This is a genomic window from Kribbella sp. NPDC004536, assembly GCF_042873835.1.
In the GTDB taxonomy this organism is placed as follows: Bacteria; Actinomycetota; Actinomycetes; order Propionibacteriales; family Kribbellaceae; genus Kribbella.
This window is the reverse complement of sequence record NZ_JBIALY010000004.1, coordinates 489,727-510,596: the sequence shown is the minus strand read 5'-3', so window position 1 is coordinate 510,596 and position 20,870 is coordinate 489,727. Positions and strand designations below refer to the sequence as shown.

The 20,870-nt window shown below is 68.5% G+C and carries 22 protein-coding genes; 8 read left to right on the top strand and 14 right to left on the bottom strand.

Annotated features, from left to right (window positions below):
- The first annotated feature begins 58 nt into the window (after positions 1-58).
- Complete coding sequence (locus tag ACFYRU_RS35660) at positions 59-661, top strand: TetR/AcrR family transcriptional regulator (protein WP_387667304.1); 603 nt, start codon at positions 59-61, stop codon at positions 659-661.
- On the opposite strand, the gene ACFYRU_RS35655 is transcribed toward ACFYRU_RS35660, so the two are convergent.
- Positions 627-1,091 (bottom strand): MarR family winged helix-turn-helix transcriptional regulator, encoded by a 465-nt coding sequence (locus ACFYRU_RS35655; RefSeq protein ID WP_387667301.1) that lies wholly within the window; start codon positions 1,089-1,091, stop codon positions 627-629. The genes ACFYRU_RS35660 and ACFYRU_RS35655 overlap by 35 nt on opposite strands.
- 61 nt (positions 1,092-1,152) lie before the next feature.
- On the opposite strand from ACFYRU_RS35655, the gene ACFYRU_RS35650 reads away from it, so the two are divergent.
- Positions 1,153-1,518, top strand: a complete 366-nt coding sequence (locus ACFYRU_RS35650) for a cupin domain-containing protein (RefSeq protein WP_387667298.1) — start codon at positions 1,153-1,155, stop codon at positions 1,516-1,518.
- Here ACFYRU_RS35650 and ACFYRU_RS35645 read toward each other — a convergent pair.
- Positions 1,515-2,789: a glycoside hydrolase domain-containing protein gene (locus ACFYRU_RS35645; protein ID WP_387667295.1), complete on the bottom strand. Its 1,275-nt coding sequence runs from the start codon at positions 2,787-2,789 to the stop codon at positions 1,515-1,517. The genes ACFYRU_RS35650 and ACFYRU_RS35645 overlap by 4 nt on opposite strands.
- 81 nt (positions 2,790-2,870) lie before the next feature.
- Here ACFYRU_RS35645 and ACFYRU_RS35640 point away from each other — a divergent pair, with 81 nt between their 5' ends.
- Genes ACFYRU_RS35640 through ACFYRU_RS35630 form a run of 3 tightly spaced genes read left to right on the top strand, consistent with a single transcriptional unit; the run spans position 2,871 to position 5,660 of the window.
- Positions 2,871-3,344 (top strand): GyrI-like domain-containing protein, encoded by a 474-nt coding sequence (locus ACFYRU_RS35640; RefSeq protein ID WP_387667292.1) that lies wholly within the window; start codon positions 2,871-2,873, stop codon positions 3,342-3,344.
- A 6-nt stretch (positions 3,345-3,350) separates the two neighbouring features.
- Positions 3,351-4,406: a DUF5937 family protein gene (locus tag ACFYRU_RS35635; protein WP_387667289.1), complete on the top strand. Its 1,056-nt coding sequence runs from the start codon at positions 3,351-3,353 to the stop codon at positions 4,404-4,406.
- A gap of 54 nt (positions 4,407-4,460) precedes the next feature.
- A complete protein-coding gene (locus ACFYRU_RS35630; RefSeq protein ID WP_387667286.1) occupies positions 4,461-5,660 on the top strand; it encodes an MFS transporter in 1,200 nt (399 codons plus the stop codon).
- On the opposite strand, the gene ACFYRU_RS35625 is transcribed toward ACFYRU_RS35630, so the two are convergent.
- The 7 genes from ACFYRU_RS35625 to ACFYRU_RS35595 form a co-directional block, all read right to left on the bottom strand.
- Positions 5,641-6,693 carry an FAD-dependent oxidoreductase gene (locus ACFYRU_RS35625; protein ID WP_387667283.1) on the bottom strand — a complete coding sequence of 351 codons (1,053 nt, stop codon included), beginning with the start codon at positions 6,691-6,693 and terminating at the stop codon, positions 5,641-5,643. The genes ACFYRU_RS35630 and ACFYRU_RS35625 overlap by 20 nt on opposite strands.
- Positions 6,694-6,735: 42 nt before the next feature.
- Positions 6,736-7,338 carry a hypothetical protein gene (locus tag ACFYRU_RS35620; protein WP_387667280.1) on the bottom strand — a complete coding sequence of 201 codons (603 nt, stop codon included), beginning with the start codon at positions 7,336-7,338 and terminating at the stop codon, positions 6,736-6,738.
- A 76-nt stretch (positions 7,339-7,414) separates the two neighbouring features.
- Positions 7,415-8,110: a hypothetical protein gene (locus ACFYRU_RS35615; RefSeq protein WP_387667278.1), complete on the bottom strand. Its 696-nt coding sequence runs from the start codon at positions 8,108-8,110 to the stop codon at positions 7,415-7,417.
- 80 nt (positions 8,111-8,190) lie between these two features.
- The gene (locus ACFYRU_RS35610; RefSeq protein ID WP_387667276.1) at positions 8,191-9,717 is read right to left on the bottom strand and encodes a precorrin-2 C(20)-methyltransferase; all 1,527 of its coding nucleotides are present in this window, start codon (positions 9,715-9,717) and stop codon (positions 8,191-8,193) included.
- Positions 9,714-10,343, bottom strand: a complete 630-nt coding sequence (locus ACFYRU_RS35605; protein WP_387667273.1) for a precorrin-8X methylmutase — start codon at positions 10,341-10,343, stop codon at positions 9,714-9,716. Before ACFYRU_RS35605 ends, ACFYRU_RS35610 begins: the two co-directional genes overlap by 4 nt.
- Entirely contained in the window at positions 10,340-11,464 is a 1,125-nt protein-coding gene (locus ACFYRU_RS35600; RefSeq protein ID WP_387667270.1) for a precorrin-3B synthase, read from the bottom strand. Before ACFYRU_RS35600 ends, ACFYRU_RS35605 begins: the two co-directional genes overlap by 4 nt.
- 10 nt (positions 11,465-11,474) lie before the next feature.
- Positions 11,475-12,632 carry an MFS transporter gene (locus ACFYRU_RS35595; protein WP_387667267.1) on the bottom strand — a complete coding sequence of 386 codons (1,158 nt, stop codon included), beginning with the start codon at positions 12,630-12,632 and terminating at the stop codon, positions 11,475-11,477.
- A 195-nt stretch (positions 12,633-12,827) separates the two neighbouring features.
- On the opposite strand from ACFYRU_RS35595, the gene ACFYRU_RS35590 reads away from it, so the two are divergent.
- The 3 genes from ACFYRU_RS35590 (at position 12,828) to ACFYRU_RS35580 (ending at position 15,444) form a co-directional block, all read left to right on the top strand.
- Positions 12,828-13,310 carry a MarR family winged helix-turn-helix transcriptional regulator gene (locus tag ACFYRU_RS35590; protein WP_387667265.1) on the top strand — a complete coding sequence of 161 codons (483 nt, stop codon included), beginning with the start codon at positions 12,828-12,830 and terminating at the stop codon, positions 13,308-13,310.
- Between the two features lie 78 nt (positions 13,311-13,388).
- Positions 13,389-14,813, top strand: a complete 1,425-nt coding sequence (locus ACFYRU_RS35585) for an MFS transporter (RefSeq protein ID WP_387667261.1) — start codon at positions 13,389-13,391, stop codon at positions 14,811-14,813.
- Positions 14,806-15,444, top strand: a complete 639-nt coding sequence (locus ACFYRU_RS35580) for a TMEM175 family protein (protein WP_387667258.1) — start codon at positions 14,806-14,808, stop codon at positions 15,442-15,444. The genes ACFYRU_RS35585 and ACFYRU_RS35580 overlap by 8 nt, the downstream gene beginning before the upstream one ends.
- Here ACFYRU_RS35580 and ACFYRU_RS35575 read toward each other — a convergent pair.
- The 5 genes from ACFYRU_RS35575 to ACFYRU_RS35555 form a co-directional block, all read right to left on the bottom strand.
- Entirely contained in the window at positions 15,398-16,939 is a 1,542-nt protein-coding gene (locus ACFYRU_RS35575; protein WP_387667255.1) for a carboxylesterase/lipase family protein, read from the bottom strand. The two genes, ACFYRU_RS35580 and ACFYRU_RS35575, sit on opposite strands and share 47 nt — an antisense overlap.
- Before the next feature lie 91 nt (positions 16,940-17,030).
- The gene (gene cobF, locus ACFYRU_RS35570; protein WP_387667252.1) at positions 17,031-17,789 is read right to left on the bottom strand and encodes a precorrin-6A synthase (deacetylating); all 759 of its coding nucleotides are present in this window, start codon (positions 17,787-17,789) and stop codon (positions 17,031-17,033) included.
- A 13-nt stretch (positions 17,790-17,802) separates the two neighbouring features.
- Complete coding sequence (gene zwf, locus ACFYRU_RS35565; RefSeq protein WP_387667250.1) at positions 17,803-19,290, bottom strand: glucose-6-phosphate dehydrogenase; 1,488 nt, start codon at positions 19,288-19,290, stop codon at positions 17,803-17,805.
- Between the two features lie 61 nt (positions 19,291-19,351).
- Positions 19,352-20,074: a dipeptidase PepE gene (gene pepE, locus ACFYRU_RS35560; protein ID WP_387667247.1), complete on the bottom strand. Its 723-nt coding sequence runs from the start codon at positions 20,072-20,074 to the stop codon at positions 19,352-19,354.
- A gap of 8 nt (positions 20,075-20,082) precedes the next feature.
- On the bottom strand, positions 20,083-20,862 hold the full coding sequence (locus ACFYRU_RS35555) for an IclR family transcriptional regulator (protein WP_387667244.1): 780 nt from the start codon (positions 20,860-20,862) through the stop codon (positions 20,083-20,085).
- Positions 20,863-20,870: the final 8 nt, after the last annotated feature.

Genomic DNA, 20,870 nt, shown 5'->3' with positions numbered 1-20,870 from the left:
CCCCGGTTTGTGAATATACGGGGCGGGCGCCCCGTTTTTCAAGGGAGGTGGGTGTTCAGTGGCAGATCGGCCGCTGCGGGCGGATGCGCGGCGCAACCGGGACCGGATCCTCGAGGTGGCGCGGGAGGTCTTCGCTGCCGACGGTCCGGGGGTGAGTCTCGACGACCTGGCTCGACGTGCGGGCGTCGGTCCGGGCACGCTGCACCGCCACTTCCCGACCAAGGCCGCACTGATCGCGGCGGTCATCGGCGATCGGCTGACCGGGCTCGCCGAGCTCGCGGAGGATTCGGCCACCGCGGCCGATCCCGCGGAGGCGTTCTTCGGGTTCCTGGAACGGGTGGTCGAGGACTCTGCCGGGAATCTCGCGCTGGCGGCTGCGCTCGGTGATGGGGAGCAGGCTGATCCTGGGCGAGCACGTGGTGCTCTCACTGCGGCGGTCGAGGAGCCGGCTGAGCGGGTGTACGCGGCGTTTGCGGCCTTGCTGAGCCGGGCTCAGGAGGCCGGAGAGGTGCGTTCCGATGTCGACGCCGACGAGTTGCACGCGATCGTGTCCGGCGTCCTGGTGATGGAGCAGGCGCTGCCGGAGCGATCGCGTGGCCGCGGCATCTCGATTTTGGTTGCGGGCCTCAGAACATCAGCGCCCGGAAGTGTGGCGTACTGACCTGGGCCTCGCCGGCCATTTCGGTCAGTACGTTGCGGAGGGCGTCGACCGCATCGTCGCCCAGACGCTTGCGGAGGCGGCGTTCGTAGCTGTGGTGGAAGCGGCGCGCCGCCGAGAGCGCGGCGCGGCCGCGATCGGTCAGGTGCAGGAGGCGTGCGCGGGCGTCGGACGGGTCGGGGAGCCGTTCGACGTACCCGCGCCGTTCCATGTCGTCGGCGATCTGGCCGGCGCCCTGTTTGGTGATCTCGAGCCGCTCGGCGAGGCGGGTGATCGTGGTCGGGCCGTCGTGCAGCGTACGGAGGACGAAGCCGTCCGACCGGCCCTGGTCGTCGAAGCCCTGGCCGGTCACGTACTCGCGGAGTTCGCGGACGAACTCCTGGTCCGCGAGGACCAGGAGGATGCCGATATCGGTCTTGCCCGAGAGCGTCATACCGGTCATGATAGTCAAGCTGACTTGGTCAAGTCAGCTTGTCTAACTGATTGGGGGAACGATGCAGGTCATCAGAGCGGACGAGGCACCGCGGTTCCAGCTTCCGGGGGTCGAGTTCACCGGGTACGCCGCACCGGCCCGCGGGTCGGCCGGGTTGTGCACGTGGCGCCTGACCGTCGACGTCGGCCACGGCGGCGACGCCCCGCACACGCTGGACCGCGACGAGGTGTTCATGATGCTCAGCGGCAGCGTGCAGCTCGGCGAGGAGAAGCTCAGCCCGGGCGACGCAGTCGTCGTACCGGCCGGTGAGCCCATCTCATTGACCAACCTGGGTGAGGAGAAGGCAGAGCTGATCGTGGCGATCACCGCGGGCTTCACCGGCTACATGGCCGACGGTACGGCGGTCCAGCCGCCGTGGGCGAGCTAGCAGCGTCTGATAGGTGCCGTGTACGTCGTGTTACTCGCTGTGGCGACGTAGTAGTCAGTAACCCAGCTCCCGTCACTCAGCCGGTCCCAGACCGCAGTAGTACCTACCTTGGAGCCGGGAGACTGGCAGGTCACCCATGCCAGTGAACCGATCGGCAGTGTGCTCGGGTACGTCGCGTACGCCGTACCCGGGCCGTGCCGCCGGGTGAGCCCGTTGATCGTGGTCTGGAACGGGAAGCTGCAGCCGGGCAGCGGTGGGCTGTAGCCGGGCTTGTTCGGCGTACGGACATAGTAGTCGGTGACGTACGTACCGTCGATCAGCTTGTCCCACACCGTCGTCGTACCGATCTTCGGCCCGAACGTCTGGCACACCAGGCGGATCGCTGCACCCGCACTGATCGTGGAGCGGACCGGGTACGCCGTGGACGGCCCGCTGTACGAGTGGATCGTCGTACGGACCGTGTACCGGTAAGCAACGCTCGCGACGGGCGCGTCGAAGCGGTCGTTGTCGATGTTGAGCGTGACCCCGCCGTACGTCTCGGTGTGATCACCGACGTACTGCTTGCCGCGCTGCCCGACGGCCCAGAAGGTGTCCGGCACCGGCGGCCAACCGGTGAGAGAGCTGTTGCCGTCCCAGCGGGCGATCCACAGAGCGTCCGGGCGGGCGTACGAGCTCGAGTTGTAGGCCGCTGCGAGGTCGGGAGCGCCCGAGCCCTGGTTGGCGTACACACCGGAGACGTAGCGCTGCAGGTGTAGCTCCTTCGTCCACGCGGACAAGTAGTGGAGTACCGCGGAACGGCAGACGGTGTTCGTACGGTCGTAGTTCTCCATGTCGTTGTAGAGCGCACTGCCAGGCAGGAGCCCCAGTGCCTTGGCCTTCGCGACCGCGTCGTCGGCGTCCCGGACCGCGTCGCGGTTGGAGGAGGCCGTGGACATCTTGTACTTGCGGGTGCCGCAGGGCGCTTGCAGACCCAGATAGATGGGAACCAGCCGCCAGCCCATCGCGGTGACCGACGTGACCCACGCAGGCGTCAGCTGTGGTTGCGCACAGGTGCGGTTGACGCCACCGAAGTAGATCCCGATCGCCTTGTACGGCGAGGCCTTCCACGCGGTCATCTGGGCCAGCGTCGGCGCCGTACAGGTGTCGAAGGCCAGCCCGGTGTACCGCGTCGCTGTCGTGCCGGCGTTGTAGGTGATCGGCGTCGTCGGCTCGGCGGATGCCGGCAGGCCGATCAATGAGAGTGCGAGAACCGCGGCGAGAACCTTGAACATGGTGACCCCCTGCACTCAGTACACCGCGCGTCCCGGCTGCTCCGGTAGGTTGTGGACAACATCGAGTTTCGGAGGATCGTCATGCCGGAGATCGTGGAGTTGGGGGAGCGCCCGTACGTCGCGCTGCGGGGCACAGTGGCGCTGGACGGGATCGCTGCGTTCGCGGACCGGTTGCGGGAGGTGATCGACTGGCTCGCGGCCAAGGAGATCGCGCCGAACGACGCGCCGTTCTTCAAGTACGACGTGGTCGACATGGACGCGGGGCTGACGCTCGAGATCGGGTTCCCGGTCGACGACCTGCACTCCGGTGAGGGCGAGATCGTGACCGGCGTACTGCCGGCCGGCCGGTACGCGACCGCCACCCACCACGGCCACCCTGACGGCCTGATCGGGGCGACCCGGGACCTGCTGGCCTGGGGCGAGGAGCAAGGCGTCGAATGGGACGCCAGCGGCGACCACTGGACCGCCCGCCTCGAGGTCTACCGTTCCGACCCGCGCGAGGTCCCCGACATGAACGACTGGGTCACCGACCTCCAGTTCAAGCTGAAGGACTAGAGAGGCTTGCCCAACGTTCTGGCCGGGGTCGGTCGGCTCGACCCCGAACGGATCCGGCACGTCGCCTCACCGCTGATCGAGCTCGGCTGCGCACTGCATGTCCTGGCCGAGCCGCGGCACCACGACCGCGCCGACTGGGCGGCCGCCGTACGACTGCCCGCCGCGCTCCGTACTGAGCTGGCCCGGTGGTCGTGGACCGTCCGCGCGATCCGGTCCCGCTGCTTCGCGACCAGCGCCGCCACCGGCCTCCCGAGCTGGCGGGACGAGCTGGACGCCCTGCGCTCGCGTACGCCGGAGGACCTGGCGGCCGACCTGGTCCGCCCGCTGCGTGGCCACCCGTCGAACAGCACGGCGATCGACCGGGATGCCGTACGGCGCTGGGCGCGCAGCCGCGGCCGCGACGTCGCGGACCTGGTCGAGGCCCTACTCACCGAGCCTGCCGCTCCGGTCGCCCGCTTCCTGGACCTCCTGGAGGACTGCTGGTCGGAGTGGTTCGAGGGGGAGTGGGAGAAGTCGAAGGACGCGCTCGCCGCCCGCGGCCGACAGGACCGTGACCTGGCCGTACGGGACGGCGTAGCGGCGATGCTGTGCTCGCTCGACGCTGCGATCAGCGCCCGCGACAAGGACAACCTCGTCGTACAGAAGGTGCAGAACAAGCGCATCGACCTGGCCGAACGCTCGCTGTTGCTTGTCCCCAGCAACTACATCGCACCACACCTGTTCCTCGGGGAGGTGCCGGGTGAGCCGCTGACGATCATCTACCCGGCAGCAGACCGTGGACCAGCCGTTCCCACGGCCCAGCAGATCCGCGGCCGGCTGGAGGCGCTCGCCGTACCCGACCGCCTGTTCATCTGCCGCGCCGTGGCCAGCGAACCCCGGACTGCCGGCGAGATCGCCGGCCTGTGGCACCTACACCCGACCCAGGTCACCCGACACCTCCGCGCCCTCACCCGAGCCGGCCTCGTCACCGCCGAACGCGAAGGCCGTTTCGTCGCCTACCGCCTGAACGAGACAGCCTTCCAGAACCTCGGCCCAGACCTCCTCAACCTCGTGATGCGCTGACGGATCCCGGCAATCCAACGTGGCCGGTCCGGTCCGCGCTGTTGGGTGAGAATCGTGAGCTTCTCGACAGGTGTACGGAGACTGATCGGCGCCACGCTCGTGAACACCCTGGGCAACGGGGTGTACGCGGCGGTGGGGGCGCTGTACCTGACCAGAGTGGCCGGGCTGTCCGTCGCGCAGGTAGGCGCGGGGCTGACCGTAGCGGCCTTGGCGGGGCTGGTGACGAGCACGCCGCTCGGTGTGGTCGCGGACCGGCTCGGGCCCAACCGGGCGTATGCAGGGTTTCTGCTGCTGAACGCCGTGACGATGGCGCTGCTGACGCAGATCCACTCGTTCGTTCCGTTCGTACTGCTGGCCGCCGTGACCTCGATGGCTGGCTCCGGGCAGCGCGGTGCGACCGGGGCCTTGGTCGCGGGACTCGCACCTGCTGCCGATCGGGTGCGGACGCGCGCGATCATGCGGGTAGCGACCAACATCGGCATGGGCGTCGGGCTGGCGCTCGCCGGGGTCGTCCTCGCGGTGGACCGGCGCGAGTTCTACGTGCTCGCATTGCTCGTGAACGCGGCGACCTACCTCGTCACGGCCGCGGTGATCCGCTACGGGCTGCCGGCTGTTCCGCCGGTGCCGAGGGCATCGGGTCCGTCTGCTCTGACCGCGCTGCGCGATCGGACGTTCCTCGGCTTCGTGGCGTTGGACGGCGTACTGAGCATGCACGCCGCCTTGGCCCAGATCGGCATCCCGCTCTGGGTGGCTACCGCTACTGATGCGCCCCGTTGGGTGGTGTCGGTGCTGCTGGTGCTCAACTCGGTCGCGGTGATCCTGCTGCAGCTCCGTGTCACCCGAGGAACCGACACGCTCTCCGGTGCAGCCCGGGCCGGCCGTCGAGCAGGTCTGTTGCTGGCGATCACCTGTGGCGTGCTGGCCGTCACCGACGCCACCTCCGGCCCAGTGACGATCGCGCTTCTCGTTGTTGCCGCTCTGGTGCACGTAGTGGGCGAGATGCTCCAGTCTGCGGGCGGCTGGGGCGTGAGCTTCGAACTGTCTCCTGCCGGCGCTCAAGGGCAGTACCAGGGCGCGTACGCCATGTCGCGTCAGCTCGGCGATCTCACCGGGCCTGTTCTGCTCACCAGCGTTGCTGTTGCTTGGGGCTGGCCTGGGTGGCTGCTGACGGGTGCGGTGTTCCTGACTGCAGGCCTACTGATCCCCGCGGTCGTCAACCAGCGAGCAACGGTTGCTATGCAGCTACAGACTTGAGTAGGTCGCGGAGAGCGCGAGCCGCGGTGAAGCCTGCTCGGTTGGCGCCGATGGTGCTGGCGGAGGGGCCGTAGCCGACCAGGTGGATGCGTGGGTCGAGGACGGTGGCTGTGCCGTTCATGCGAATGCCGCCGGAGGGCTCGCGGAGGTGCAGCGGGGACAGGTGCGCCAGGTCGGCACGGAAGCCTGTCGCCCAGAGGATGGTGTCCACCTGCTCTGCAGTGCCGTCAGCCCACTCCACACCGTCTGGTGTGATGCGCGAGAACATCGGTAGACGGTTGTAGACGCCACGTGACAGCGCAGCTTGCTCCTGCTCCCGCAGATGCAGTCCAGTGACGCTGACGACGCTACGCGGTGGCAGGCCGGCCCGTACGCGTTCTTCGACCCGGGCCACGACCTGACGCCCGTACTCCGGGGTGAAGTCCTCGCCCGTGCGCCACTCAGGAGGACGTCGGGTAACCCAGGTAGTGCTGGCCACCTCGGAGATCTCCGCAAGCAGCTGTACTGCGGACGCCCCACCACCAACGACAAGCACGTGCTGTCCAGCCAGCTCGGCCGCGCCCCGGTAGTCCGCGGTGTGCAGCTGCCGGCCCTTGAACGTCTCGATTCCCTGGTACCAAGGGATGAACGGCCGATCCCACGTCCCCGTCGCGTTGACCAGCGCCGCCGCGGAGTAGCTCCCGGCGGAAGTGTCCAGCTCGAAGCCACCGTCGACCTCTCGCACGCTCTCGACCGCTACGGGCCGTACGACGGGCAGCTCGAACCGCTTCTCGTAGTCCGCGAAGTACGACGGTACGAACTCGTTCGCTCGCTCCGCGCCCACGCTCGACGGCACAGGTACTCCGGGTAGGTTGGCGATCCCGTGGACGTCGTGCATCGTCAACGAGTTCCACCTGTGCTGCCACGCACCGCCTGGCTCCGCGTTGCGGTCCAGCACAACCACCTCGTCGTACGGCGTGAATCCGAACCGTACGAGGTGGTACGCGGCGGACAACCCCGCCTGGCCCGCACCGATCACCGCTACTTCGAGCACACGATGATCAACGCGAGGCCAGGCTCAGGTCTTCCCGACGGGCTATTCGGTACGCCGCTGTCCGGACCGGCCGCCGGCTACCGCGGCGATCAGCGTGACCACCACAGCAAGCGCCACCGCGATCAGACCGCCGGTCGTGAGTGCGTTGTCCGCGATCGGCAGTGACGGCAGGTCGACCCGGTTCAGCACGTCGTACTCCGAACCGGCCATCGCCGCGAGCCCCGCGACGATCGCGGTCACGACGATCCCGAGCAGCCAGACGCCGAACCCGTGGAGGCCGCCGTGGACGCGGGCGAGCCGCGCGGCGACGGAGCCGCCGGAGTAGTAGGCGATTGCCAGTACCAGCAGCAGGACCACGACGGAGACGATGCCGACGGTGCCGGCCGTCCCCGCGCTGCCCTTGGCCGCGTTCCAGTTGATGGTGAGTGCGTAGTCGACCGCTGTGGCGATCGCTCCGATGATCCCGGTCAGCAGCGCGATCATGCCGATCGCGACCAGCCAGCCGTAGAACGTGGCGCCGCTCGCGGAGCGCCGGTGCGACGGCTCCACCCGGTCCGGAGCGGTCGTCGCAGGCCTGTCGTCGGCGTACATCTCGGACGGGCCGAGCCGATCGACGCGCGTGTCTTCTTCGTGTTGCTGGGTCATCTCAGCTTCTCCTCACCGGACAAGCCCCGTGTACTTGTCAGGTACCCGGTGGGGAAACCGATAGAACCGGTCTAGCTCAGAGCAGTTCGTCGATGCGGTCGTGGTAACGCTTTCCGGACTTTCCGCCGATGATCGCCGCCAGCAGCGTCACGAGCAGCAGTGTGGCCGCCGCGGCGACGCTACCCAGCAGCACGGTGTTGTCGGACAGTGCCACGTTTGGCCAGTTGATGTCGTCGACCAGGTTGTACTGGCTGTCCAGGAACCAGCCGAGACCGCCCGCGACCAGTCCCACGAGCAGAGCGATCATCCAGACCCCGAAGCCCTGCCGTCCACCGTCGAAGCGCGCCAGGCGCCCGGCGACGTAGCCGCCGGTGTAGAACGCCAGCATGAGCATGAAGATGCTGACACCGGCCGCGGTGAGCAGGGCCGCACCAGGCTGCGCCTTGGCGTCGCTGGTCGTGTAGTCCAGCACCTGCGCCGTTCCGAACGCGGCTGCGGACATGGCAGCCATCAGCAGTACGGACATCGAGATCGCGATCAGGTAGCCGAAGAACGCCGCTCCGAACTTGAACCCGCGGTACGACAGCAGGTCCGTGTCGACCTCGGTCGTTTCCGCAGCCGGCGGCGGGGTCCGCAGCGGCTGGTCCGCGGGCACGGAGATCGTGCTCATCGCCCGGCTGGCCGCTGCGCGTGCTTCCTCGTACCGCTGGGTGCTCGTGTCACCGGCGGGCGTGGTGATCGTGGCGGTGTCGCCGGGGTACTGCTGACTCATGTCCGCTGGCTCCTCACAGATCGGCTTCCGGGGCGGTCTCTACCCGTCCGTGCAGTGCCTGACACAAGCGGATGACGGATTTAACCGACTCCTGGTGTGGCCTCACTGACAGTCGCCGGGTATCGGCGCGGAGTGAAGACCAGCGGTCCGGCGGGGCGGGGCACGGTACGGGTCTGTGACGAGCCGATCAGGAGCAGACACCGCATGTCAACCGTTTGAGTGTCCAGTTCAGCCAGAGTTGTCACGGTGATCGTCTCCTCCGGGCCGCCCACGTCGCGTCCTACGACGACAGGAGTGCTGGGGGAACGGTGTTCGAGCAGAAGGTCGCGGGTTGCTTCCACCTGCCAGGTGCGGGACTTCGAGGCCGGGTTGTAGATCGCAATGGCCAGGTCTGCTTGGGCGGCAGCACTCAGGCGCTGAGCGATGACCTCCCACGGCTTGAGACGGTCCGAGAGCGACAGCACGCAGTAGTCGTGCCCCAGCGGTGCTCCGACGCGGCTGGCGACGGCTTGTGCCGCGGTCATGCCAGGCAACACCTGGACGGCGATGTCGGCGTACTCAGGCTCTGCGGCGACCTCCGTGACCGCGCTGGCCATCGCGAAGACGCCTGGATCGCCGGAGGAAACCACTACGACGCGGGAGCCCTTGCGGGCCAGGTCCAGTGCGAAGGCGGCTCTCTCCGACTCCACACGGTTGTCCGAGCCGTGCTTGCGCTGGCGGGCGCGGTCCGGGAGGCGATCGACGTACGTGGTGTAACCGATCACGTCGTCGGCACCTGCGATTGCGGCACGTACCTCGGGTGTCATCCACTCCGGGCCGGCCGGGCCGAGACCTACTACCGTCACAGAGCCTTCCTCTGCGGTCTTCGTCGTCGGCGGAGCAAACGTGTTGCTGATCGGACTCGGGAGGAGCGCGAGGGAGAAGTACGGAACCTCGTCCGGGTCGACCTCGTTGAGCGGCGACGTACGTTGCGCCTCGGTGGTCGCGCGTTCGACGTACCAGGCCTCGTCGGCGCGGCCTGCCAACTCGAAAGCCTCGCGGACGCCTGTGAACGTACGGCCGAGCTTCATGACCGCTGCCGCGTCCGTGGAGCGGAGACGGTCAGCCAGGACGTCCGGTGGGAGAGTGCCTGGGAGGACGGTGAGGATCTCGTCGCGTTCGCAGAGCGGTCGGCCCAGTACGGCGGCTGCTGCGCTGACGGACGTGACACCGGGGACGACCTCGCACGGGTAGCGATCAGCCAGGCGTTTGTGCATGTGCATGTACGACCCGTAGAAGAGCGGGTCGCCCTCCGCGAGTACGACGACGTCGCGGCCAGCGTCCAGGTGTGCTGCCAGGCGCTCGGCGCAGTCGGCGTAGAAGTCGTCCATCGCGCCCTGGTAGCCGCCCGGGTGGTCGGTGGTCTCGGTGGTCAGCGGGTAGACGAGGTGCTCCTCGAGCTGTCCTTCGGTCAGGTACGGCGCCGCGACCGACCGGGCGATGCTCCGCCCGTGCCGCGCACTGTGGAACGCGATCACCTCGGCCGCGCCGATCAGCCGCGCCGCCTTCACCGTCACGAGTTCGGGATCACCAGGGCCCAGCCCGACACCCCACAGCCGACCGGTCACTCTTCCTCACTCGCAATCGCGTTCACGGCGGCGGCAGTGATGGCGCTGCCACCGCGCCGGCCCTGCACCACCAGGTACTCCAGGCCGAGGTCGTTCGCGGCCAGCGCTTCCTTGGACTCGGCGGCGCCGATGAACCCGACCGGGATCCCGAGCACCGCGGCCGGACGGGGACCGCCCGCCGCGAGCACCTCCAGCAGCCGGAAGAGCGTCGTCGGAGCGTTGCCAATAGCAACAACCGCGCCGTCGAGCCGGTCCGCCCACAGGTCAACGGCCGCCGCGCTCCGAGTGGTCCCTAGCTGCTGCGCGAGCTCGACGGTCCGCGGGTCCGGCAGTGTGCAGATCACCTCGTTGTCCGCCGGCAACCGCCGCCGGGTGATACCGGCCGCGACCATCTGCGCGTCACACAACACGGGTGCACCCGCCTTCAGTGCGGCACGAGCGCTCTTCACCACGCCCGGTGACCAGGCCAGGTCCGCGACCAGATCGGTCATCCCACACGCGTGAATCATCCGCACGGCGACCTGAGCGACCTCCGGTGGCAACCCGTCCAGCTCGGCCTCGGCCCGAATGGTCGCGAACGACCGCCGGTAGATCTCCGCGCCGTCCCGCTCGTACTCGTAACTCACAGCCGTTCCCCATCCACCAGATACCCGTCCCGCACCGACAGCACGTCCACAAACTCTCCCCCCGGCTTCCCACACCGCCGCTCGCAGCCTGACCAATGCACTCTCCCGCTCGCTCCCAGCACCCGGGCGAGCCCGGGCCCGCCCCCTGCGCCTCGGGCGGGGTCAGCCAGTAGTAGGGCTGCGTCAGTTCGCACGTCTGCCAGCGCCTTGGCGCAGCCCGGTCGGCCGGCGCAGGCCGTTACGCCTTCCCAGACCGAGTCGGGCGTGGTGATCAGACCCACCTCTTCCAGACCGCGTGCTTTCCCTGGAACTACAACTGAGCGCCACGGGGTGATGCGGATCTCAGGAGCTGTCTGTGTCAGCACGGACGCCTGTGGCTGGGTCAGGCTGCCCAGCGGCACCGTGACGACCAGGCCAGAGCCATGGCGGCCCGCGGTGATGCGTGCTGATGGGGGAGGTGGTGCCTCGGTCGGCTGGAGGTTCAGCTGCTGGAAGATCCGCAAGGGACCGTCTGTGAGCTCGGCGATTCGCCACTCCCGGTCACGGAGTCCCAGGAACGCCTCAGCTGCGGCCAGCATCAGCCCTGGTACGGCAGGCCAATCCACCTGCGTGGCGGCGTCGCCGATCGACAACAGGGCGCCGCCATCCACGGCTCGTACAACCACGTCTGCATGTAGATCGGTCAGATCGCCGCGGCCGTCGTCCAACGCGAATAGGAAACGACCGGGGAGTTCAGTGAGCGCACTACGCGAGCACAGCGCCTCGTCGAGAGCAGTTGCTACCGGGAGTACGTCGTACAGCGACTGCTCGTCCAGTCCGGACAGTGGCGAGGCCAGGATGTTGCGCACCCGCTCGTGGGCGATCGACGGCAGCAGTCCGGCGCTGAACAGCCGATCCGACAGCTTCTGCGGCCCGTCCGCGGACAGACCGCGCAACTGGATGTTCGCGCGTGACGTGAGCTCAAGTCGCCCGTCACCCAGCTCAGCGGCCGCGAGACGCAGTACGTCGAGCTGCTCGGCCGTCAGCCGCCCGCCGGGTAGCCGTACGCGTGCGAGACCGCCGTCAGCTGCCTGGTGCACGCTCAGCACACCAGGGCATCGATCGACTTCGGTCCTCGCCACAGGCGTGATGCTACGTGCCCGAAACCTGCTGTGTTCTGGACCACAGCAGGACGCCCACCGTCAGTGCCGCAACGCACCCACCGGCCACCATCACCACCGACACCGACCACGCGTCCACGACGAGTCCACCAACCAGCGCCCCAGCAGACAGGACGGCCTGGTACGAGGAGGTGAACCAGACGGTCGCCGCTTCCCGTGACTGAGGAACAGCAGCCGCGAACATGCTCATCGAGCACACCGGCACCCCGCCGTACCCAAGCCCCCACACCACCAGCAACAGCAACGCTCCTGCCGTACTGCGACCCACCACCGGCATCAGCAACGTCGCCGCGGCGATCAACCCTGCACAGACCGCGAAGGTGGCGCGCCCGGCGTACAGCCCTGCAACGACGTTTCCGACCAAGCCGGCGGCGCCGTACACCAGCAGGAACAGGCCGATGAGCTCAGGACGCACCACGTCCCGCAAGAACGGGGTGACGTACGTGTAGGTCGCGAAGTGCGCCGTCACGATCAGGCAGGTGACAAGAAGTGCCATGCGGCTACTACTGAGCGCCTTCTTGAGTACGGCGGCGCGCGTCACCTGCAGTGGTGGAAGTGGTGGGACGCTGGAGCGCAGTGCGACCAGGGCCAGTACTGCGAGTACGCCGAGCGCGGCGAACGACGTACGCCAGCCCACCAACTCGCCCACGAACGTCCCGGCCGGTACGCCGAGCACCGACCCGAGCGGCACCGCGGAGAAGATGACGGCGGTGGCGCGCGTGGTCCACGGCTCCGGCACGAGCCGACCGGCGAGACCTGCGCCGATGGACCAGAAGCCGCCGATGGTCAGGCCGACCAGGAACCGTGCGACGAGTTCGAGCCAGAAGTACGGCGCGGCCGCCGCGAGGAAGCCGGCGACGGCCAGCAGGACCATCAGCGCGCACAGCATCAGCCGCCGGTCGAGGCGGGCCGTCACCAGCGTCACCACCGGAGCGGCGACCGCGGCGACCAGGCCGGGCATCGTCATCAGCCAGCCGGTACGGCCCGGGGTGAGCGCGAAGTCGGCACCGATCGGGGTGAGCAGGCCGATCGGGAGGATCTCGGTCGTGACGATCGCGAAGATCCCGAGCGTCACCGCACCGACGCCGTACCACCGCACGGCCGGACGGACTGGGGTCTGGGTTGTCATGCGTTCCAGGCAACCCGCGCCGCGGCGGCCCCGCTCGCGGATTCGCGACACCGCGCTCCGCCCCGAGCAAGCCGTCGTATTTCCGCGATTGCCGGCGCCGGACGAGAGGGCGCTCGCGACCTCGCCGGCGGTCGCGGGGAATGATCCGGCTCGGGATCATCTGCGGGTAGATAATTCCGAGTTACCCTCGACGGTATGGCGCAACTCCCGGAACGTACTGTCCCCGATCTCACCGGCTACCTCACGCATGCCGGCCACGTGCTGGAGACGCAGTTGTCCGCGGCGCTGGCCGAGATCGGCCTGACGCTGCGGATGCAGTGCGTACTGCGGCACGCCCTCGAGGCGGAACGCACGCAGATCCAGATCGCCGAACTGGCCTACATGGACAAGACCACGATGGTCGTCACGGTCGACGCCCTGGAGAAGGCCGGGTACGCCGAACGCAAACCGTCGGCCACCGACCGCCGCGCCCGCGTCATCGCCGTGACCGGCGCCGGCGCCCGCATCGCCGCCGAAGGTCAGCAGATCGTCGACCGGGTCCACGCCGAGGCGCTGGCCGCCCTGGCCGCTCCTCAGCGCCAGCCCTTCGTCGACGCCATGACCACCCTCGTCGACGGCCCGCTGGCCACTCCCGTTACCGCCCAGCCCGTCCGCCGCTCCCGCCAACGCGCCGGCTAGATCCTCCAATAGAAGATCGTCTATTACGGGACTATCTGCTATGGTCTCTCTCATCGGGTTCGGAGATGGGAGAGAGCTGTGGCTGTGGTCGAGGCGGTTGCGGTGCGAGGGCGGGCCAAGGCGCTCGTCGTCCTCTGCGTGATGCAGTTGATGATCATTCTCGACGGGACCGTGGTGACGGTCGCGTTGCCGACGATTCAAGGGGATCTGGGCTTTTCGCAGGCGGGGTTGGCCTGGGTGATGAACTCGTACCTGATCGCGTTCGCCGGCCTGTTGCTGCTGGCCGGGCGGATCGGGGACCTGCTCGGGAGCAAGCGGGTGTTCGTCGCGGGGCTCGGATTGTTCACGGCCGCGTCGCTGTGGTGTGGGCTCGCGGCCAATGCGGGTGCCCTGATCGCAGGGCGGTTCCTGCAGGGCGTGGGCGGGGCTCTGGCCTCGGCGGTGATCCTGGGGATGGTCGTGAGTCTCTTCCCGGCGCCGGGAGAGCAGGCGCGGGCGATGGGCGTCTACAGCTTCACGGCGGCCAGTGGTGCGTCGATCGGGCTCATCTTCGGTGGGGTGATCACGCAGACCATCGGCTGGCACTGGGCGTTCCTCATCAACGTCCCGATCGGCCTAGCCGCGCTGGCGTTCGCCGTACGGCTCCTGGCTCACCAACCCGGACTGGGCCTCGCCAACGGTGCCGACGTAGTAGGAGCAGTACTAGTAACAGCCGGGCTGTCCCTGGCCGTCTACACGATCGTCCAGACGGCAGAACCGCAAGCGACACTGCCCCGCACGCTCTTGGAAGCCGCAGCGGCGCTGCTCCTGCTGACTGCGTTCGTTGTACGACAGGCGCGTATCAAGCACTCACTGCTTGCCCTGCGCATCTTCCGCAACCGCCAGGTCACCGTGGCAAACCTCATCGTCGTACTGCTCTTCGCCGCCGGCTTCGGCTTCCAGTTCACCACGGCCCTGTACGTCCAGCGCGTACTCGGCTACGACTCACTCACCACCGGCCTGGCGTTCCTGCCCGCGCCCCTGATGAACGCGTTCATGTCCCTCTCGCTGGCGCCACGTCTGACCGTTCGCTTCGGTCCGCGCAAGATGCTGATCGCAGGGCTGTTCGTCTTCTTCCTGGCCCTGCTCTGGATCAGCAGAGCACCAGTGGACGGTACGTACGTCGTCAACGTCGGACCGGTACTCGCCGTGATGGGTGCAGGTATCGGCGTGGCCATCCCGGCCGCCATCATGCTGGCCATGTCCGGCGCGGACCCCAGCGACGCCGGCCTGGCGTCAGGACTGAACAACACCGCTCAGCAAGCGGGTGCGGCCGTGGGAACCGCCGTACTGGCCACCCTGGCTGCCTCGACAACAGCCGGCCGCGCAGCCGAAGGTCAACTGCTCGCACTGAGGGACGGGTACGGTGCAGCCTGGCTTGCTGCGGCCGGCTTCGTCCTCGCGGCGGCCCTGCTGGCGATCACTGTGCTCCGAAAGACAGCTACTGTTGTCGGCCGTGAGTAGGACGAGAGACCCCGACCGGCTGGTGCTGTTCACGGATGCCGTCGTCGCGATCGCGATCACGCTGCTCGTACTGCCGCTCGTCGACCTGGTCCCCGAGGTCAAGGCGCACGGTGGTCACGCGGCGAGCGTGATCACCGAGCACCGGCAGGAGATCTTCACCTTCCTGCTGAGCTTCGTGGTGATCGCGAACTTCTGGATGGGACACCACCGGATCTTCGAGCACGTCCGCGTGTACACCACCGGTATCATGCGACTGAACCTGCTCTGGCTGCTCACGATCGTCGTGCTGCCGTTCACGACCGAGATCGTCGGCACGTTCGACAGCAACCGGTTCGTGGCCGGTGTGTACATCGGGACGATCCTCGTGCTCAGTGTCTGTCAGTCCGGGCTGGCCGTGATGGTCCGCGGCCACAAGGAGCTCGAGTCACCGGACAACCCGGTCAGCGACCGGGAGCTGGTCGGCTCCCTCGTGCTGACCGGGTTCACGCTGATCGCGTTCCTGCTCGGGTCTCTTGTGCCGGGCGTCAACTTCTACGCGATGCTGCTACTTCTCCTGCCGACGCCCGTGATGCGGCTCTGGCGCGTCAAGCACCCAGACCGGCCCAGAAGTCACACTGGTGTTCAGAGCTGAGGTTCACCTTCCGGATGCCCGTCTGGTCGGTCGGTGCGAGTGAGAGACCGCTGACGGACCTGCTTGCGGTAGGGGACCACTGCGGGCGGCCTGGTCCGTTCGGGTTGCCCGTACGAGCGAAGGCTGTCCAGTAATCGATCATCTGGTTGGACAGCGTCTGCTGGGTCGCAGACATCGGCAGGTCGAAGCCGCCGAGCCGGAACAAGTACGGCAACTCCATGGCATGTGAAGCGCCCAGGCCGGGGATCGAAATCGGCGAGTGCTTGTCTGCGAACTCGTAGGCGTACACAGGCACCTCACGAGCAGCCTGCTGGTCCGTGGCGACCTGTGTGCACGACCAGATCCGGTCCGTCGTCACGGCACCCCACGCCGCGGCCGGGGACTCGTAGCGGGACTGCGGGTAGTGCCGCAGTACTGCAGGAGCTTTGGCAGGGCCGACCATGTTCTTCACCAGCGCCGGGTAGTCCTTGATGTCGCCGAACGCGGGCAGCCAGCCGTTCGCCTCGTCGTGGTTGTTCCCGGAGATGATCGGTACCCGGTGGAACAGCCCTGCCTTCATCGCCTTCGCAGGGCTGAACGGTACGGCCGCAGTCTCGCCGTACCCGATCTGCGTGAACTGCAGCAGGTCGTCCATCAGCGCCTCGGTCTTGATGCCGCGCAGGCACTCGATCGTGGTGCAGGACAGCTTCTTGCTCGCCGCCCACGCCTTGCCGTTCGCCTCGACCTGGCGCGCAGGGATCCACGGCGCGTCCGCGGTCTGACCCGGGTACTGGCTGTTGGCGGCCCAGTTGAACGCGCACGAGCCGCTCTGCATGATCGCCTTCGCGAACAGGCCCGTCGATGTCGGGGACGTGAGCTGTGCGCAGACGCTCATCCCGCCGGCTGACTCACCCGCGACCGTGACGTTGCGCGGGTCGCCGCCGAACGCACGCGCGTTCCGCTGCACCCACCGCAGCGCCGCCTGCTGGTCCTGCACACCGAACGTGCCGGAGCCCGGCAGTCCCGGGTACCCGAAGAAGCCGAAGATGCCGAGCCGGTAGTTGACCGTGACAACGACCACGTCACCGCGGGCCGCGAACTTCGACGCCTCGTAGCTGCTGCCCGCCCCGGAGAAGAACCCGCCGCCCGGGATCCACACGACCACCGCGCGCGGTTTCGCCGCCGGCTTGGCGGGCGTCGTCACGTTCAGGTAGAGGCAGTCCTCGGTGGTCGAACCGTCCGGCGCCTCCGAATTCGGTTGCTGTGGGCAAAGATTCGCGATCTCCGAGGGCCGCACCCCGGTCCACGCCCGCACCGGCTGCGGCGCCTTCCACCGCAACCCGCCGACCGGCGGAGCAGCGTACGGAATCCCGTCGTACACCACCGAATCCCCAACCACTTTGCCGGCCACCGCCCCGGCATCAGTTCGCACAACCTCAGGCTGAGCAGCCTCGCTACGCCCCGCGAACGCCACCAACAAGCCGCCCGCCACCATCACCGCCAAGATTCTCTTCATACCCAGCACCCTCCGCCGAACCAGACCTGTCCGACTTCGGTCAAGCGGCCAAAAGCCCTAAGACTTTGGTCTACGCCCTGTCGCCACCCGGCTAGCCTTTTCTGCGGAGCAGGTATGTGTCCATGATCCAGCCCTTGCGGGTGCGGGCTTCGGTGCGGGCTTTTTCGATTTGGGGGGCTGCCTCGTGGAGGGGGCCGGAGATCAGGAGTTCGTCCGGGGTGCCGAGGTAGGCGCCCCAGTAGATTTCGGCGTCCTGGTCGACGTGGTGGGTGAATGCTGTCTGGGCGTCCAGCATCACGACGACGTCGTCCACTCCGTCCGGCCACTCGGCGGCGAGGCGGCGGCCGGTGGTGATCTGGATCGGGCGGCCGACCTGGTTCAGGCCGACGCGGTGCCGGGCGGCCAGGGTCGACACGCTGCTGATCCCCGGGATGACCTCCACCTCGAACGCCAGTTCGCCGCGCGCCGTGATGTCGTCGAGGATCGCCAGCGTGCTGTCGTACAGCGACGGATCGCCCCACACCAGGAACGCCCCGACCTGGTCCTCGCCCAGCTCGGCCGCGATCAGCTCCGCGATCACGTCGGCCCGGCGGCGCCGCCAGTCGTCGACGGCCTCGACGTACGCCGAGGTGGTCCGGTCGCGCTCCGGGTCCTGCCCGACGACGACCCGGTACTCGCGAGAGGTCGCGTACCGCCGGAGGATCTCGGACCGCAGATCGACCAGCTCCTGCTTGACCTCACCCTTGTCGAGCACGAAGAACACGTCGGCCCGGTTCAGCGCCGACACGGCCTGCATCGTCACCTGCTCCGGATCGCCCGCACCGACCCCGATGACCAATATCTCCCGCATGCGGGCAGCCTAACTACTCCCGCCACTCACGCTCGAACGGGAGGCGCCAAGCGCGCGGGGCGATCAGTTGGTGGATGGCGTTCGGGCCCCAGGTGCCGGGCTGGTACGGCTTGGCCGGCGGCGGGTCCTCGAGCAGCGGCGCGGAACGGTCCCACAGCGACTCGATGCCCTCGGCGGTGGTGAACAGCGTGTGGTCCCCGCGCATCGCGTCCAGGATCAGCCGCTCGTACGCCTCCAGTACGTCGGCCGCGCCGGCCGTCTCCTGGGTGGAGAACTGCATCGACAGCTTCTCCAGCCGCATGCCCGGCCCGGGGCGCTTGCCGTAGAACGACAGCGACACCCGCGACGAGTCGGCCAGGTCGAAGGTCAGGTGGTCCGGCCCTTCGGAGCCGACCCCGGAGCCGGCCGGGAACATCGTCTTCGGCGCTTCCTTGAACGCGATCGAGATGATCCGCTGGCCCTCGGCCATCTTCTTGCCGGTGCGCAGGAAGAACGGCACGCCGGCCCAGCGCCAGTTGTCGATCTCGACCTTCAGCGCGATGAACGTCTCGGTGTCCGAGTCCGGCGCGACACCCTCCTCGTGGCGGTAGCCCGAGTACTGGCCGCGGACCACGCAGGCCGGGTCGAGCGGCAGCATCGACCGGAAGACCTTGTTCTTCTCCTCCGAGATCGCCCGCGGCTCCAGCGCGGTCGGCGGCTCCATCGCGACGAACGACATCACCTGCATCAGGTGCGTGACGACCATGTCCTTGAACGCGCCGGTCGGCTCGTAGAAGGTGGCCCGCTGGTCCAGGCCGAGCGACTCCGGGATGTCGATCTGCACGTGGTCGATGAAGTTCCGGTTCCAGATCGGCTCGAACAGGCCGTTGGCGAACCGGAACGCGAGGATGTTCAGCGCCGCCTCCTTGCCGAGGAAGTGGTCGATCCGGAAGATCTGCGCCTCGTCGAAGGTCTCGTGCACGAAGTCGTTCAGCTCGATCGCGCTGGCCAGGTCGTCGCCGAACGGCTTCTCCATCACCACCCGGGCGCGCTCCACCAGACCGGCGTCGCGCAGCATCGCGATCACCGCCTGGGCGGCCTTCGGCGGCACCGACAGGTAGTGCAGCCGCCGGGTGTCCGGGCCGAGCAGTTCCTCGGCCGCCTTCACCGCGGCCGCGAGCGCCTCCGGGCCGGCCGTCACCGGTACGTACTCGAGCCGCTCGGCGAACTGCGCCCACTGCTCGTCGGTCATCTTGTGGGTGCCGAACTTCTCCACCGCCTGCCGCGCGCGGTCCCGGAACTCGTCGCAGGTCAGGTCCTCGGTCGCGGTCCCGATGATCCGCACGTCCGGCGCGAACCTCGACTGCTGCAGGTACGCCAGCCCCGGCAGCAGCTTCCGCTTGGCCAGGTCGCCGGTCGCCCCGAACAGCACGATCACATGCGGCGCCAACGGCTCCGGATCCCGCCGCGACGGCCGCGAACCCGGGGCCGGATACGCAATGGTCTGAGTACGGTCAGGCATTCAGTCCTCCCGAGGACGCCACCGGAGCCAACACCCCGAAGTCTAGGCACTCCAGCGTGAACTACTGGTGTACGTCGAACACAGATGTGACGGTCAGCAACCCGGACAGGTCCGTGCCGGTCGGGATCTCCTCCGGTACGGTGCCGCGCCGGAACAGCCGGCCGCCCGCCGACAGGCCGCCCAGCGTCAGCCTGTCGGCGTGCAGCCGCAGCCAGGTGCCCTCGCGGATCCCCAGCACCGGTACGTCGTTCTCCTCGAGGAACTCGGTGATCCGCAGCTCGCGGGTCTCGCCCTGATGGGTGGAGGTGGGGTCCGGGTCGAGGTAGTGCGGGTTGAGCTGGAACGGCACCAGCCCGAGCGTCTCGAACGACGGCGGCTGAACGATCGGCATGTCGTTCGTGGTCCGCAACGTCGGCCCGGCGAGGTTCGTCCCGGCGCTCGAGCCGACGTACGGCGCGCCGTCCAGCGGGTCGCGGACCCGGTCCCGGATCACGTCCAGCTCGCCGCGCTCGTACAGCGTCTTGACCAGCCGGAACGTGTTCCCGCCGCCGACGAAGATCGCCTCCGCCGACGCCAGCGGCGCGGTGTGGGCGCCGACGACGGACACCCCGAGCGGCTCGAGCGCGGCCCGGATCCGCTCCGTGTAGCCGTCGTGGTCGGACAACGCGTACGGCACGAAGACGACCTCGCCGACGCCGCGCAGTACGTCGCGCAACGCGTCGAGGGCGTGTTCGAGGAACGGGCGGCCGTGGGTGGCGGAGTTCGAGAGCAGCAGCAGTTCCACAGGGATCCTCAGCGTCGGCGGGCGGGCGTACGGTGCGCGAGCAGGTTGCTCAGTTCTTCGGTTGCCTCCAGCAACCGTGGGACGTGGTCCCGGATGTCGCCGGGCAGTTCCTCGGACTTGCCCTCGACCACGGTCAGCGAGCCGATCGGGCGGCGGCCGAGCCGGACCGGCGCCGCGATCGCGCGGGTCGCGGCGTCGTACTCGCCGTCGGAGAACGCCCAGCCGGTCTGCACGGTGTCCTCGAAGACCCGTTCCAGCGCGGCCTCGTCGACCTCGGTCAGGTCGGTGAACCGGGCGAACGGCCGCCCGGACAGCAGCGCGCGGCGCTCGTTGCGGTCCAGGAAGGCGAAGTACGCGCGGGAGGTCGCGCCGGCGTGGGCGGGATACAGGTCACCGACCAGCGGGTGGCTGCGCAACGGACCGCCACCGCCGTCGACGGCCGCGATGCAGCGGACGTGGAAGCCGTCCGGGACGGTGAACGTCGCGGTCCGTTCGGTGTCCCGCGCGAGCCGTTCGAGGACACTGTCGGCCAGTGCGGCGAGGCCGCCGGTCCGTTCCCAGAGCGCGGCCATCCGCCACATCGTCGGACCGAGGCTGTAGCGCCGGCTGATCGGGTCCGGCCGCAGGAACCCGCGGAACGCGAGCGCGGCGAGCAGCCGCTGGGCCGACGACTTGTCGATCCCGAGCTCGTCGGCGAGCTCCATCACACCCCAGTCGCGGCGCTGCTCGGAGTACGAGATCAGGACCTGCAGCGCCCGGTCGACGGTCTGCAGCGGTGATTGCTCCACGTCCGGAA

What these genes read in the sequence shown, in the direction of transcription:
- cobF (WP_387667252.1), bottom strand. Translation starts at nt 17,789, where the DNA reads ATGCGGGAGATATTGGTCATCGGGGTCGGTGCGGGCGATCCGGAGCAG.
- ACFYRU_RS35595 (WP_387667267.1), bottom strand. Translation starts at nt 12,632, where the DNA reads ATGACAACCCAGACCCCAGTCCGTCCGGCCGTGCGGTGGTACGGCGTC.
- ACFYRU_RS35645 (WP_387667295.1), bottom strand. Translation starts at nt 2,789, where the DNA reads ATGTTCAAGGTTCTCGCCGCGGTTCTCGCACTCTCATTGATCGGCCTG.
- ACFYRU_RS35615 (WP_387667278.1), bottom strand. Translation starts at nt 8,110, where the DNA reads ATGAGTCAGCAGTACCCCGGCGACACCGCCACGATCACCACGCCCGCC.
- ACFYRU_RS35575 (WP_387667255.1), bottom strand. Translation starts at nt 16,939, where the DNA reads ATGAAGAGAATCTTGGCGGTGATGGTGGCGGGCGGCTTGTTGGTGGCG.
- ACFYRU_RS35655 (WP_387667301.1), bottom strand. Translation starts at nt 1,091, where the DNA reads ATGACGCTCTCGGGCAAGACCGATATCGGCATCCTCCTGGTCCTCGCG.
- ACFYRU_RS35640 (WP_387667292.1), top strand. Translation starts at nt 2,871, where the DNA reads ATGCCGGAGATCGTGGAGTTGGGGGAGCGCCCGTACGTCGCGCTGCGG.
- ACFYRU_RS35620 (WP_387667280.1), bottom strand. Translation starts at nt 7,338, where the DNA reads ATGACCCAGCAACACGAAGAAGACACGCGCGTCGATCGGCTCGGCCCG.
- zwf (WP_387667250.1), bottom strand. Translation starts at nt 19,290, where the DNA reads ATGCCTGACCGTACTCAGACCATTGCGTATCCGGCCCCGGGTTCGCGG.
- ACFYRU_RS35590 (WP_387667265.1), top strand. Translation starts at nt 12,828, where the DNA reads ATGGCGCAACTCCCGGAACGTACTGTCCCCGATCTCACCGGCTACCTC.
- ACFYRU_RS35650 (WP_387667298.1), top strand. Translation starts at nt 1,153, where the DNA reads ATGCAGGTCATCAGAGCGGACGAGGCACCGCGGTTCCAGCTTCCGGGG.